This is a genomic window from Cetobacterium sp., assembly GCF_048470075.1.
GTDB lineage: Bacteria > Fusobacteriota > Fusobacteriia > Fusobacteriales > Fusobacteriaceae > Cetobacterium_A.
This window is the reverse complement of the sequence record NZ_DBGBQB010000190.1, coordinates 1-13,755: the sequence shown is the minus strand read 5'-3', so window position 1 is coordinate 13,755 and position 13,755 is coordinate 1. Positions and strand designations below refer to the sequence as shown.

14 protein-coding genes are annotated in these 13,755 nt (G+C 33.3%); 12 read left to right on the top strand and 2 right to left on the bottom strand.

What is annotated here, in order from left to right:
- Positions 1 to 78: 78 nt before the first annotated feature.
- Positions 79 to 627: a D-glycero-beta-D-manno-heptose 1,7-bisphosphate 7-phosphatase gene (gmhB, locus tag ACMOUI_RS07015; RefSeq protein ID WP_418965016.1), complete on the top strand. Its 549-nt coding sequence runs from the start codon at positions 79 to 81 to the stop codon at positions 625 to 627.
- A 25-nt stretch (positions 628 to 652) separates the two neighbouring features.
- On the opposite strand, the gene ACMOUI_RS07010 is transcribed toward gmhB, so the two are convergent.
- A complete protein-coding gene (locus ACMOUI_RS07010) occupies positions 653 to 1,681 on the bottom strand; it encodes a YeiH family protein (protein WP_418965015.1) in 1,029 nt (342 codons plus the stop codon).
- A gap of 187 nt (positions 1,682 to 1,868) precedes the next feature.
- Between ACMOUI_RS07010 and secA the strand changes: the two genes are divergently transcribed.
- The 11 genes from secA to pcp are packed head-to-tail and all read left to right on the top strand — an operon-like array spanning position 1,869 to position 13,018.
- On the top strand, positions 1,869 to 4,490 hold the full coding sequence (gene secA / locus ACMOUI_RS07005) for a preprotein translocase subunit SecA (RefSeq protein WP_418965014.1): 2,622 nt from the start codon (positions 1,869 to 1,871) through the stop codon (positions 4,488 to 4,490).
- A gap of 9 nt (positions 4,491 to 4,499) precedes the next feature.
- Positions 4,500 to 5,237 (top strand): hypothetical protein, encoded by a 738-nt coding sequence (locus ACMOUI_RS07000; protein ID WP_418965013.1) that lies wholly within the window; start codon positions 4,500 to 4,502, stop codon positions 5,235 to 5,237.
- Between the two features lie 56 nt (positions 5,238 to 5,293).
- Positions 5,294 to 6,145, top strand: a complete 852-nt coding sequence (locus ACMOUI_RS06995) for a PHP domain-containing protein (protein WP_418965012.1) — start codon at positions 5,294 to 5,296, stop codon at positions 6,143 to 6,145.
- Positions 6,146 to 6,148: 3 nt separating this feature from the next.
- On the top strand, positions 6,149 to 7,144 hold the full coding sequence (gene rfaD, locus ACMOUI_RS06990) for an ADP-glyceromanno-heptose 6-epimerase (protein ID WP_418965011.1): 996 nt from the start codon (positions 6,149 to 6,151) through the stop codon (positions 7,142 to 7,144).
- 11 nt (positions 7,145 to 7,155) lie between these two features.
- Complete coding sequence (locus tag ACMOUI_RS06985; protein WP_418965010.1) at positions 7,156 to 7,959, top strand: undecaprenyl-diphosphate phosphatase; 804 nt, start codon at positions 7,156 to 7,158, stop codon at positions 7,957 to 7,959.
- A 16-nt stretch (positions 7,960 to 7,975) separates the two neighbouring features.
- A complete protein-coding gene (locus ACMOUI_RS06980) occupies positions 7,976 to 9,376 on the top strand; it encodes a coproporphyrinogen III oxidase (RefSeq protein WP_418965009.1) in 1,401 nt (466 codons plus the stop codon).
- Between the two features lies 1 nt (position 9,377).
- Positions 9,378 to 9,875: a helix-hairpin-helix domain-containing protein gene (locus ACMOUI_RS06975; protein ID WP_418965008.1), complete on the top strand. Its 498-nt coding sequence runs from the start codon at positions 9,378 to 9,380 to the stop codon at positions 9,873 to 9,875.
- Between the two features lie 11 nt (positions 9,876 to 9,886).
- On the top strand, positions 9,887 to 10,768 hold the full coding sequence (gene hslO, locus ACMOUI_RS06970; protein ID WP_418965007.1) for an Hsp33 family molecular chaperone HslO: 882 nt from the start codon (positions 9,887 to 9,889) through the stop codon (positions 10,766 to 10,768).
- Positions 10,765 to 11,427 carry a DUF969 domain-containing protein gene (locus tag ACMOUI_RS06965; protein ID WP_418965006.1) on the top strand — a complete coding sequence of 221 codons (663 nt, stop codon included), beginning with the start codon at positions 10,765 to 10,767 and terminating at the stop codon, positions 11,425 to 11,427. Before hslO ends, ACMOUI_RS06965 begins: the two co-directional genes overlap by 4 nt.
- Before the next feature lie 13 nt (positions 11,428 to 11,440).
- The gene (locus tag ACMOUI_RS06960; protein WP_418965005.1) at positions 11,441 to 12,358 is read left to right on the top strand and encodes a DUF979 domain-containing protein; all 918 of its coding nucleotides are present in this window, start codon (positions 11,441 to 11,443) and stop codon (positions 12,356 to 12,358) included.
- 18 nt (positions 12,359 to 12,376) lie between these two features.
- Positions 12,377 to 13,018, top strand: coding sequence for a pyroglutamyl-peptidase I (gene pcp / locus ACMOUI_RS06955; RefSeq protein ID WP_418965004.1), 642 nt, complete (start codon positions 12,377 to 12,379; stop codon positions 13,016 to 13,018).
- Between the two features lie 31 nt (positions 13,019 to 13,049).
- On the opposite strand, the gene ACMOUI_RS06950 is transcribed toward pcp, so the two are convergent.
- Positions 13,050 to 13,325, bottom strand: a complete 276-nt coding sequence (locus tag ACMOUI_RS06950) for a co-chaperone GroES (protein ID WP_418965003.1) — start codon at positions 13,323 to 13,325, stop codon at positions 13,050 to 13,052.
- Positions 13,326 to 13,755: the final 430 nt, after the last annotated feature.

Below are 13,755 nucleotides of genomic sequence, written 5' to 3'. Positions count from 1 at the left end.
ATATAAATATATTCTGAATAAACTAAAAAATCCTTTATAAGAATGATATAATAATATATAAAAAGAGAGGAGGAAAAGATGAGAAAAGTTATATTTTTAGACAGAGATGGAACTATAAATGTAGAAAAATCTTATTTACATAAGTGGGAAGATTTTGAATTTGAAATAAATGCAGTTGAGGGGTTAAAAAAGTTAAAAGAGATGGGTTATGAGTTTATTGTTGTGACAAATCAATCTGGAATCGCTAGAGGTTACTATAGTGAAGAGGATTTAGTAAAATTAAACAATGAGATGACAAAAAAATTAAAAGAGTTTGGAATCGATATTTTAGAATGTTTCTATTGTCCACATCATCCAGAGAAGGGTATAGGAAAATACAAGGTTGATTGCAACTGTAGAAAACCTAATCCAGGGATGCTGTTGGAAGGAATAGAAAAGTATGGTGTGGACATAGAGAACTCTTTTATGATTGGAGATAAAAAGGGGGATTTAGAGGCAGGTAAAAAAGCTGGATTAAAATCTATTTTAGTTTTAACTGGTTATGGAAAAAAAGTGGAGGAAGAGATCAGAGGAAAGTATGCTGTTGCAAAGGATCTTTTAGATGTCGCTAATATATTAAAAAAATAAAAAAACTGGATTATTTCCAGTTTTTTTATATGAAGAATTTGATTAAAACAACGGCTATAACAATTTGACTCAATCCAACTAAAAGACCATAAAGAGAGGCCTTAGGTCCTTGTTTAACCAGTTCACTAATATTTACTCTCATACCTATACCAGCAAGGGCAACAATTTCGAACTTAGATGAGATCAGTTTAAAAGTTTTAGATATCTCAGGTGGGATTAAACCAAAGCTAAAAAGGATACAAAGAATAAAAAAGCCAATAATATACCATGGAACAGATATATTATTTTTCTTTTTACTATATGCCTCCTCCTCTAAAGCAAATTCAGTATCCATCTCTATCTCTTTATTATGAAACTCTTTAGAAAGCCATATTACAACTATGACTAAAAATACAATTCTTACAATTTTAAAGATAGTTGCCATTTCAAGAACCTGATGATTAACCATACTTCCAGCAGCTATAACCTGCCCAACTGATTGTAAGATACCACCTAAAAGAGCTGAGGTATGTAGTGTTTCAAAGTTATATAAAAAGCCAGCAATGGGGATTAAAGCAAACATAAGTAGAGTTCCTGTCAAGTTAACAATAGTTATAGATATCCCTTTGTCATTATCCTCTGCATTTATAACAGGGGAACTAGCACCGATAGCTGAAGATCCACAAACTGCATTTCCACTGGCCATAAGAGCTCTAAAATGCTTAGAAAAACCAAGTTTTTTACCAATGAACATAGTTAGAGTAATTGTTAAAGCCATCTGTAAAAGTATAAATGCAATACCAGAAAAACCTAGTTGTAAAATAGTATTTATGCTAAGTGTACCACCTAATAAAACAATTGAATATGAAAGTAAGTCGCTCTCAGAAAATTTAGAACCAGGAGCAAAAATAGTTGATTTAGCAAAAGTATTTCCAGCTATTAAACCTAAGAAAATAGCAAGGGGAGCTCCACCGATACTTGGGATAAATTTCCCAAGAAAAACTCCGAGTTGTGCAATCAAAATACAAAGTAGTAGCCCAGGGATTATTTTCTTAGCAGAATTAAATATACGCAAAATAAAAAACCTCCTAAAATATATTGTTAAACTATTTACAATATAACATATTTTTTAGTGAATTAATAGCTTTTTTTGAATCATCGGTCAAAAATTTATGACATGGTCTATAAATTGACTAATAAATCTAATTATGGTAATATATTGAATAACAAATAAGCACAAAAAAGCTAGGAAGGACGTAAGAATGTTTGGAGATTTATTAAAGAAAATTTTCGGTACAAGAAATGACAGAGAGGTCAAGAGAATTAAAAAATTAGTAGCAATGATAAACTCATTAGAACCTGAAATAGAGAAGCTTTCAGATGATGAGTTAAAGGGGAAAACTTACGAATTTAGAGAAAGATTGGAAAAGGGAGAAACATTAGACGATGTTCTAGTTGAAGCTTTTGCAGTGGTTAGAGAAGCATCGAAGAGAGTTCACGGAATGAGACACTATGATGTGCAATTAATTGGTGGAATAGTACTTCATGAGGGTAAAATAACAGAGATGAAAACTGGAGAAGGTAAAACATTGGTTGCCACAGCCCCAGTTTATTTAAATGCGTTAAGTGGAAAGGGAGTTCACGTTATAACTGTCAATGATTATCTGGCGCAAAGAGATAGGGAGTTAATGGGAAGAGTTTATGAGTTCCTGGGATTAACTTCAGGAGTAATTGTAAATGGAATGGAAAATGCAGCAAGAAAAGCGGCCTATGAAGCTGATATAACTTATGGTACAAACTCTGAGTTTGGATTTGACTATTTGAGAGACAATATGGTCAACAAAGTTGAGGATAAGGTTCAAAGACCATTAAACTTCTGTATAGTGGATGAGGTTGACTCAATACTTATAGATGAGGCTAGAACACCGCTTATTATATCAGGAGCGGCTTCAGAGACTACAAAATGGTATGCTGTATTCTGTCAGGTGGCTTTTAGATTGGATAGAAGTTTTGAGACAGAGAAGATAAAGGATGCTAAAACAAAGAAAGAGATGAATATCCCTGATGAGCAGTGGGGAGACTATGAAGTAGATGAAAAAGCTAGAAATATAGTTTTAACAGAGAAAGGTATCAAAAAAGTAGAGCAACTACTGAATATAGATAATCTATACTCACCAGAGCACGTTGAATTAACTCACTATTTAAATCAAGCCCTAAAGGCAAAAGAGCTGTTCATAAAGGATAGAGACTACTTAATCAGAGAGGGAGAGGTAGTTATAATAGATGAGTTTACAGGTAGAGCTATGGAAGGTAGAAGATACTCTGATGGACTTCACCAGGCTATAGAAGCAAAAGAGGGTGTAAATGTTGCAGGAGAGAATCAAACGCTAGCTTCGATAACTCTTCAAAACTACTTTAGAATGTATGATAAATTGGCAGGTATGACAGGTACAGCTGAAACAGAAGCAGCGGAGTTTATGCATACATATGGTTTAGAGGTAATTGTAATACCAACAAATAAACCTGTTCAAAGAGTTGATTTCCCAGATTTAGTTTATAAAACTAAAAAGGAAAAAACAGATGCTATTATAAAGAGAATAGAGGAGCTTTATGCTAAAGGGCAACCAGTTTTAGTGGGTACAGTATCCATAAAAAGTTCAGAGGAGCTATCAGAACTATTAAAGGCTAAGGGAATACCTCACAATGTGCTAAATGCTAAACTTCATGCTAAGGAAGCTGAGATAGTGGCTCAAGCAGGTAGATATAAAGCGGTAACAATAGCTACAAATATGGCTGGTAGAGGTACTGATATCATGCTAGGTGGAAACCCAGAGTTTAGAGCGATTGCAGAGATAGGAAGTAGAGATGCAGGAAACTATCCTGTGATCTTGGATAAATATAAGGCTGAATGTGAAGATGAGAAACAGAAGGTAATCGAAGCTGGAGGACTATTTATTTTAGGTACAGAGAGACATGAGTCTAGAAGAATAGATAATCAGCTAAGAGGAAGAGCTGGAAGACAGGGAGACCCTGGTGCATCAGAGTTCTATCTATGTTTAGAGGATGATTTAATGAGACTATTTGGATCAGAGAGAATTCAAGGGGTTATGGAAAAACTTGGATTACCTGAGGGAGAGTCAATTCAACATAGAATGATAAATAAAGCCATTGAAAATGCTCAAAAGAAAGTTGAATCTAGAAACTTTGGAATCAGAAAAAATCTTCTTGAGTTTGACGATGTAATGAATAAACAAAGAGAAGCTATCTATGCTAGTAGAAATGAAGCTTTAGAAAAAGAGGATTTAAAAGAGACAATTTTAGGAATGCTAAAATCAAGTATCTCTGATATAGTTGTAGAAAGATTTGTTGGAGAGTTTAAAGATGAGTGGGATATAGTTGGAGTTAAAGATATTCTTCTTGAGAAATATGGTTATGAGATAACTGATATGGAAGAGTATAAAGCTCTAACAGTAGAGGAGTATGTAGATAAGATATATGGAGATATAGAAAAAGAGTATAAGAGAAAAGAGGAAGAGATATCCCCTGAAATCATGAGAAAAGTTGAAAAATATGTTTTATTTGAAGTGGTAGATGCGAGATGGAGAGAACATTTAAAAGCATTAGATGCCCTTAGAGAGGGGATTTACCTGAGATCTTATGGACAAAAGGATCCACTTGTAGAGTATAAGATAATATCTGGAGATATGTATTCAAGAATGTTATCAACAATTAAGACAGAAGCTACATCTTATATGTTTAAAGTTGTTGTTAAAAATCCAGAGGAGGAAGTTGTAGAGCCTGGGGTAGAAGAGGAGCTAGATTTTAATTCCCCTTGTAAATGTGGAAGTGGAAAAATATACGGAAAATGTTGTGGAAGAGTGTAGGGAGGAAAAATGAAAAAAACTGTAGTTCTAGTTGCAATGTTAGCTGCATTAACAGCGTGTAGCTCACTGAATAAAAACAATGTTAATTTACAAGAGAAGTATAAAGTTGATACAGTTGCCATGAAAAATTGGGAAGAAACTTTCAGCACAGTTATAGTGGGAGAGTCAGAGCTTGAGGACTGGTATGGAGCAGATCAACCTATAAGTTTCTTAGCTAGAAATCAAAAGTTAGATCAAAAGCAGGTTAAGTTTTTAGATTCGTTAAAAACAAAAGGGGAGATTACAGAGGCCGATCAGGAAGAGTTTAACTCTATTTTAGAAAAAACTGTAAAAAAACTTCCAAGAGAGTATTATTTAAAAGATGAGAATTTTAAAGATCCAGCGGGATTAGCAAAATATATGGTGGCTCAATCATATGTTAGAATGGATAACCCATCGAATCATATAGCTAATGAGGTTGCAACAAAAGAGGAGTGGGCTGAAATAGTTGAGTTCTCTAAAAAGAGTGACCTATCAGAAAAAGAGATAAAAAGATTTAGAAAACTTTTAAATAAGTTTATAAAAAGAGGGGAGTTCTTTGATTCAAAATCATGGTATTTTGTAGAGGTATCTCCAAGAGTTATAGAGGTAAATAATATCTATAAGAAAACAGATAAGACAAAGTTAGAGAAGAATAATATAAATGCAAAGGCTTTATACCTTGCTTATTCAGAGTATTTTTCAAAATTAGAAAAGTGGGATGACTAAAAAACTGTGGCGCCTTTAGAGATAAAGGTGCCATTTTTACTTAAGGGAGGAGTCTTATGAAGGATTTAAGTGAGAGGTATGATCTCCACACTCATACAACATATTCAGATGGAACATTTACCGTAGAGGAGCTTTTAAAAAGAGCAAAGTATATAGGTTTAAAAGGTATAGCAGTAACAGATCACGATACTATGGAGGGGATCTCTGAAGGAAGGGAGATAGCTCAAAAGTTAGATTTAGAATTTATACCTGGAATAGAGTTTTCATGTTCATATGAGGGATATGAAATTCATATTTTAGGGTATTTTTTAAAAGAAAAATCAGAAAAATTAGCGTCAAAACTAATAGAGTTAAAGATAGCCAGAAAAGAGAGAAATGAAAAAATTATTAAAAAATTAAATGGTTTAGGGTTAAAAATAACCATGGAAGAGGTGGAGAAAGAAGCCACTGGAACCATAGTTAGTAGAGCCCATATCTGTAATGTTATGATGAATAAAGGGTTTGTTTATTCAAAAGGGGAAGCTTTTAAACAATATTTAGGTAGAAATGGCGTGGCATATGTGGAAAAGGGAAGCTCAAATCCTATAGAGATTATCAAACTTATAAAAGAGTGCAACGGGATATCAGCTTTGGCTCATCCCAGTCTAATTTGTGATTCTAGAGAGAGAACTGAGAGAATACTGGATATTTTAATAGAAGCTGGATTAGATGGTTTAGAGGTGGAGTATAGTTCATATACATCCAAAGAAACAAAGTATTATAGAAAATTAGCCACTGAAAAGGGATTATTAAAAGTTGGTGGATCTGATTTTCATGGTGGAAATAGAGTTGGTGTTGATATAGCTCATGCATCTATTGCCGAAGAGGATATAAAAGATTTATTAAAGAGAAAAAGCGAGGAGGAATAAAGGATGATTATAGTAACAGGAGCAGCTGGTTTTATAGGAAGTGCTTACATTTGGAAATTAAATGAGATGGGAATAAATAATATATTAGCTGTGGATAAATTGAGAACAGAGGAGAAATGGCTAAATTTAAGAAAGAGAGATTATGCTGACTGGTGTGATAGAGATGAACTTTTTGCATGGCTTGAAAATGAGGAGAATGCGAGCAAGGTAACAGCAGTTTTACATATGGGAGCTATATCTGCAACAACAGAGAAAGATGGAGATCTTCTAATGAAGAATAACTATGAGTATTCTAAAAAACTTTGGGACTTCTGTGCAGATAGGGATATAGTGTATGTTTATGCTTCTTCAGCAGCTACTTATGGAGCAGGAGAGCAGGGGTATAGCGATGAAGGAACACCAGAGGAGTTAAAAAAATTAATGCCACTAAACAAATATGGATACTCTAAAAAGTTTTTTGATGATTGGGCATTTAAACAGGAAAAAGCACCAAAACAGTGGATAGGGGCTAAGTTTTTCAATGTATATGGACCACAGGAGTACCATAAAGGAAGAATGGCTTCAATGGTATTCCACACATTTAACCAGTTTAATGAAAATGGTGGAGTAAAGTTATTTAAATCTCATAAAGAGGGATATAGAGATGGGGAGCAGTTAAGAGACTTTATCTACATTAAAGATGTTGTGGATATGCTATACTTCTGTATGTTCAATGAGGTTCCATCAGGAGTTTATAACATAGGAACAGGAGAGGCAAGAAGTTTCCATGATCTATCTATGGAAACTATGAAAAATGCAAGTGGAAACTTTGAATTAAAAACAGAGGAAGTAATAGAGTTTGTTCCAATGCCAGAGGATTTAAGAGGAAGATACCAGTATTTCACTCAGGCTTCTATGAGAAAATTGAGAGAGGCTGGTTATGAAAAGGAGTTCTACTCATTAGAGGATGGTGTAGCAGATTACGTAACATATCTTAAAAAAGACGATAGCTATCTATAGGAGGAGATGAGATGAACCCATTTTTACTAGTTATTATACTGGGAATTGTAGAGGGAATGACAGAGTTTGTTCCTGTAAGTAGCACAGGGCATATGATATTGGTGGAGAGATTTATAAACTCTCCACTGGTATCTAAAAATTTTATGGATAACTTTTTAGTTATTATTCAATTTGGAGCTATTTTATCAGTTGTGGCATACTTTTGGAAAGACTTAACACCATTTGTAAAGACAAAAGAGGAGTTTAAAGATAAATTTTCTCTGTGGGCAAAGATAATAGTTGGAGTTTTACCAGCTGGAGTTATAGGGTTATTGGCAGATGACTATATATCTGAATTTTTTATGGATAACACTACAATAGTTGCTAGTATGTTGATTCTTTATGGAATTATATTCATTTTAGTTGAGAGAAAGAACCTAAAAGGAAGAGTTACCTCAATAAAAGAGATGACATATAGATTAGCTTTTACAATAGGATTTTTTCAGTGCTTGGCTATGATTCCTGGAACTTCTCGTTCAGGAGCAACAATAGTGGGAGCTTTACTCTTAGGAGTTTCTAGAGCAGTAGCGGCAGAGTATTCATTTTTCTTGGCGATACCTACTATGGCAGGGGCAACACTATTGAAACTTGTGAAAAATGGGCTTAATTTTACAACATTGGAATGGCAGCTTTTAATAGTTGGGTCAGTTATCTCTTTTGTGGTGGCATATATAGTTATTAAATGGTTTATGGGATATATCAAAAAGAGAACTTTTGTGGCTTTTGGAGTATATAGAATCATAATTGGAATTTTAGTTTTATTATTAATGAAATAGGAAGTGGTGTATTTAAGTGTCAGTAGTTACTAACTTTCCTCTAAGTGAAAGAAGTTTAGAGGAGTTTGTAAGAATCTTATTACCTAAAGAGGTCGGTAAGGATATAAAAGGTGAAGTGAGTTATAAAGATAATAAGATTCTTGTAAGAGTTGAGATAGATGGAAAAGAAGCTCTTATGGAAGAGGAAAATTTTGAGCATATAATAGAGGATCAGAACTTAATCATGTTAAAAGGGGGACTTTTAAAAGCACTTAATAAAAACTATCCCTGGGGAAGTTTAATAGGTGTAAGACCCACTAAAATGACTAGAAGACTTATGCAAATGGGATTTTCAAAAGAAAGAGTAAAAAAACTTTTAAACAATATGTATTTGGCCAGTTTGGAAAAGATAGAACTTCTGATGAGAGTTATTGAAACAGAGGAGAAACTATTGAATAAGGACGCTATGAATATGTATATTGGAATACCATTTTGTCCATCGAAATGTAGGTATTGTTCCTTTGCCTCATATGAGATAAAAAGTAGTCTTGGAAGGTTCTATCCAAAGTTTGTAGAAACTCTTTTAGAGGAGATTGAACTTGTGGGAGAGCTCTCAAAAGATAAAGGATATAAGTATGAATCTCTGTATATAGGAGGAGGAACACCGAGTATATTAACAGAGGAAGACACTGAAAGACTTTTAAAAGCTGTTCATACGCATATGGATCTTTCAAATTTAAAAGAGTTTACTTTTGAAGCTGGAAGAGAGGATGCAATAACAAGAGAGAAGTTGGAGATATTAAAAAAATATGGTGTAGATAGGGTGAGTTTAAACCCTCAAACTTTTAAAGAGGAAACTTTAAAGGCGTTGAATAGAACTTTTAATAGAGAGCATTTTGATGAAGTTTATAGAGATATAAAAGAGTTGGGCTTTATTTTAAATATGGATTTGATATTGGGGTTACCAGGAGAAAGTATAGAGGATATACTAAATACCTTAAAAGAGCTGGAAAAATATGATATAGAAAATTTAACAATTCACTCTTTAGCAAAGAAAAAAGGTTCACCTTTATACCATGAGGATTTTGAGGAGTCTGAAGTGGAAAGAGTTAAAGTTGAAACTGCAATAGCTAAATTGGTAAAGAAAAAGGGTATGGAACCATACTATATGTATCGTCAAAAAAACAGCTTAGATTGGGGTGAGAATGTAGGTTACTCCATTCCTGGAGCTGAATCTAGATTTAATATAGAGATGATAGAGGAGAATCAGCAAACTATGGGACTGGGTGGTGGAGCTATAAGTAAAGCTATACATAAGGAAACTGAGTATATAGACCAGATAGAGAGATTGGTAAATCCTAAAGACCCAGCACTATATATTGCCGAGATGAGAATGAGACACAATAAAAAAATAGAGTTTTTCTCTAAGGAGAGATAGTATGAAAAAGTTTGTTTTTTCAATTTTACTTTTGATAATCTCAACATTTTCCTATAGTTCAGTAAAAAGTGAATTTAAAGTTATAAAAAGTAAAAACACATTAGACTCTCAAAATATGCTGTTGGATATAAATAAAACCAGTAAAGATGAGATGTTAAAAAGTGGAATTTCTAAAAATTATGTTGATAAAATAATAGAGTATAGGGATATAACAGGTGGTTATACACACTTGAGTGATATGGTTAGAATATCTGGTATTGGAAGAAAAACTTATGAAAAGTTAAAACTTAAATTTGAAGAACCTAAGGGTGTTCAACTAAAAAGATTTAATATAAATAAAGTTGATGATAAAACTTTAACATACTATGGTTTTAGTAAAAAAGAAATACAATCTATTAGAAAATACCATGAAATTGGTATTATCAGAAATAATATAGAGTTAAAAAAGATTATTTCTATAAAAAAATATGAAGAGTTAAGAGATTATATTGAATATTAGAGGTGAAAAAAATGAGTAGATTAATTAGAGGAGTAAGTAAAAATGCAAGATTTGTTCTTGTAGATACAAAAGATATCGTTCAAGAGGCTTTGGATATCCATAAGTGTAGCCCTACAGCGATAGCTGCTTTTGGAAGACTTCTGTCAGCCGCTGAGATGATGGGAGCTACATTAAAAGGTGAGGATGTTTTGACACTTAGAACGACAACAGATGGACCACTATCAACAATGGTGGCCACTGTGGATAGGGATGGAGTAAAAGGTTATATGTCAAATCCTGAAGCGGATTTACCAACAAAAGCTAATGGACAACCTGATGTACAGGGCTTAGTTGGACGTGGAACTTTACATGTGATTAAAGATTTAGGACTTAAAGACCCATATGTTGGAGTTTCAACAATTGAAAGTGGAGAGATAGCTTATGATATAGCATACTACTATGTAACATCTGAGCAAACTCCAACGGTTATAGCCCTAGGAGTAGATTTAGAAAATGAAGGGACAGTGAGATCAGCTGGAGGATATATGATTCAGCTTTTACCTGGAGCAGAGGAGAAGTTCATTGTTGAGTTAGAGAATAAAATTGCAGCAATTAGAAGTGTATCTGAGCTATTTAGAGGTGGAATGGATCTAGAGAGAATTTTACACCTTCTATATGAGGATATGAGTGATGAAAATCATGAAAAGTTAGTTGAACCTTATGAGATCTTAGACTCTAAAGAGATAAAATATAACTGTAATTGTGATAGAGAAAAATTCTATAAAGGTGTTATCACTCTAGGAAAAGAGCAGTTAGAAGAGATTTTAGCCGAAAGAGGAGAGATAGAAGCTGAGTGTCATTTCTGTGGAAAAAGATATTCATTTAAAAGAGAGGATTTAGGTGAGATATTGTGATTAAATTAATAGGGGTATTAATTATTCTAATAGGATTTATAATCAAATTAGATACGATAGCTGTTGTTTTAATAGCTGGGATAGCAACAGGACTTGTTGCAGGAATTGACTTTGTTGAGGTTTTAAATATTTTAGGAACAGCTTTTGTTCAAACTAGATATATGACTCTTTTACTATTGACACTGGCTGTAGTTGGAATATTGGAAAGAAACGGTTTAAGAGAGAGAGCATCAATCTGTATATCAAAATTAAAGGGTGCAACAGCTGGAAAAGTATTATCAATATATGTAACTGTTAGAATGTTAGCCGCAGTTTTATCTATGAGACTAGGTGGACATGTTCAGTTTATAAGACCACTTATTTATCCTATGGCAAAGGGTGCTATTGAAAAGGATGGGAAGGTTTCTGAAGAGTTAGATGAGGATTTAAAAGGTATTACAAATGCCTCTGAAAACTATGGTAACTTCTTTGGACAAAACGTTTTCGTAGCTTCATCTGGAGTTTTATTGATAGTTGGAACTTTACAGGAGCTAGGTGTTAAAGTTGAGGCCTATGATGTGGCAAAGGCATCGATTCCAGTGGCAGTTATAACTTTATTATTGGCATATTTCCAATACTATCGTCTAGATAGAAAGATAAAAAAGCTAAGGGCAAAGTAGGAGGATAAAATTAATGGATACAAAGATATTATTAGAGTTTATGTATATACTTTGCGGAATAGTTTTATTAATAAGTGGAGTATACTCATTTTTAGATAAAAATAATCCTAAAAGAGTTGGATCAGCAGCTTTTTGGATAATATTTGGATTTTTATTTATAGGTGGACCCTATGTAAGTCCGGCAATAGTTGGTGGATTACTACTGGTGATGGGAGCTTTAAGTGCAACAAAATCCGTTTCACTGGCTCTATTTACAACAAGTTCAGAGGAGTTTAGGGAGAAACAGGCAAAAAAGATTGGAAATATGCTATTTGTACCAGCTGGATTAATTGGAGTTGTAGCATTTTCAATAGCTCAGTTTACAAAACTAGGTGGATTAATAGGACTTGGAATAGGAGCGATAGTTGCATTGATTGTAACTATGGTAGTAACAAAGGAAAAAGTTGATAAGATTCCTTATGATTCAAGTAGAATCTTACAACAGATGGGACCTACAGTTATTCTACCTCAACTTTTAGGTTCTTTGGGATCAGTTTTTGCCAAAGCTGGAGTTGGAACTGTAATTGCAGGAATAATGGGAAGTGTTGTTCCAGAGGGAAATATTTTAGCAGGTGTAACTGTTTACTGTTTGGCTATGGCAATATTCACAATGATTATGGGAAATGGATTTGCAGCATTTGCAGTAATAACAGCTGGAATAGGATATCCTTTCGTTATTGCTCAAGGGGGTAACCCAGCTATAGTTGGAGCTCTTGGATTAACAGCTGGATTTTGTGGAACACTATTGACTCCAATGGGAGCCAACTTTAATATAGTTCCAGCATCTATATTGGAGATGAAAAATAAAAATGGTGTAATATTGAAGCAAGTGGGTGTAGCTGTACCTCTTCTTGCAATACATATTGTACTTATGTATTTCTTAGCATTTTAATTTTTAGGAGGTAGCATAATGAAAGTTTTAATTACAGGATTTGATCCATTTGGAGGAGAAAGTATAAATCCAGCATGGGAAGCTGTAAAAGCGATGGAAAATAGCTTAGATGGAATAGAGGTAATAAAGTTACAGATACCAACAGTTTTTAAAAAATCTGCAGAGAAGCTATTTGCAGGTATAGAGGAGCATAGACCAGATGTGGTAATATGTATTGGACAAGCTGGTGGAAGATATGATATATCAGTAGAGAGAGTGGCTATTAACATGGATGACGGTAGAATTCCAGATAATGAGGGGTATCAACCGATAGACACTCCTGTGTATGAGGATGGAGAGAATGCTTATTTTGCAACATTACCAATTAAAGGTATTGTAGAAGAGATAAAATTAGCAAAAATACCGGCTTCAGTTTCAAATACAGCGGGTACATATGTTTGTAATCACATAATGTATTCATTGCTTTACTACATATCAAAAAATAACTTAAATATAAAAGGTGGATTTATCCATGTGCCATATATAACAGAGCAAGTTGTGGATAAGAAAAATATGCCATATATGGAAGTTAGTACTATAACTAAAGCTTTAGAGTGTGCAGTAAAAGCATTAAATAAATATAAAGTAGATGTTAAAGTTTCTGGTGGTAAAGAGTTTTAATAAAAAAACCCCATTTTAAAATGGGGTTTTTTTAATCTTCAACAACTCCTAAGATTTCATCTATCCCCAGTAAAATCTGCTCCTCTAAGGAGTTACTGATTTTCATACCAGATTTTTTAGAAAATATAACTTTGTCCTTGAGATTGAATAGAGATGTAATTTCAGAGTTGTTGCTCAAAGAGATAATCTCTCCAACTCTATAGTTCTTCTCATCATTATTCTGTATTAAAATAATTCCTGTTGATGTTTTTTCCTCTAAGTTTATAACTTTAACTAAAACTCTTTTACCAATGGGTTTAATATTCATTTTTACCTCCTAAAATATTTTTAAGATAATAAAATTGTAACAAAAAAAAATAAAAAAGCAATAGAAAATAAAAGAAGAGGTGACGGGAACACCTCTTCTTTAAACGGGTTCATAACCAATCAACTGGAGGGTCGTTGGCTATTTTATATAATAAGTTTAGCACCTTATTATCAAATTATGATATAATTAAATAAAACACAAGAATTTTATTTAATTAAGTTAAAAAAAAAAACAGAAAAAACTGTATTATGTTTTACAAGGTAAAATATACATTAAAAAAAAGGGTTTGTCAATAAAAAAATTAAGGAGATGGGGATGGAGTTTAAAAGTCAAAATAAAAATATTACAAACTTATTGAAGTTTATTAATCAATGCGGTGGTTCAAATAAGTTAGACATAGCTGAAAACATTATGGTTTCACCAGCAGCAC

Coding starts and splice junctions, on each gene's coding strand:
- ACMOUI_RS07000 (WP_418965013.1), top strand. CDS start 4,500: ATGAAAAAAACTGTAGTTCTAGTTGCAATGTTAGCTGCATTAACAGCG.
- secA (WP_418965014.1), top strand. CDS start 1,869: ATGTTTGGAGATTTATTAAAGAAAATTTTCGGTACAAGAAATGACAGA.
- ACMOUI_RS06960 (WP_418965005.1), top strand. CDS start 11,441: ATGGATACAAAGATATTATTAGAGTTTATGTATATACTTTGCGGAATA.
- ACMOUI_RS06995 (WP_418965012.1), top strand. CDS start 5,294: ATGAAGGATTTAAGTGAGAGGTATGATCTCCACACTCATACAACATAT.
- gmhB (WP_418965016.1), top strand. CDS start 79: ATGAGAAAAGTTATATTTTTAGACAGAGATGGAACTATAAATGTAGAA.
- ACMOUI_RS06975 (WP_418965008.1), top strand. CDS start 9,378: ATGAAAAAGTTTGTTTTTTCAATTTTACTTTTGATAATCTCAACATTT.
- pcp (WP_418965004.1), top strand. CDS start 12,377: ATGAAAGTTTTAATTACAGGATTTGATCCATTTGGAGGAGAAAGTATA.
- ACMOUI_RS06985 (WP_418965010.1), top strand. CDS start 7,156: ATGAACCCATTTTTACTAGTTATTATACTGGGAATTGTAGAGGGAATG.
- hslO (WP_418965007.1), top strand. CDS start 9,887: ATGAGTAGATTAATTAGAGGAGTAAGTAAAAATGCAAGATTTGTTCTT.
- rfaD (WP_418965011.1), top strand. CDS start 6,149: ATGATTATAGTAACAGGAGCAGCTGGTTTTATAGGAAGTGCTTACATT.
- ACMOUI_RS06950 (WP_418965003.1), bottom strand. CDS start 13,325: ATGAATATTAAACCCATTGGTAAAAGAGTTTTAGTTAAAGTTATAAAC.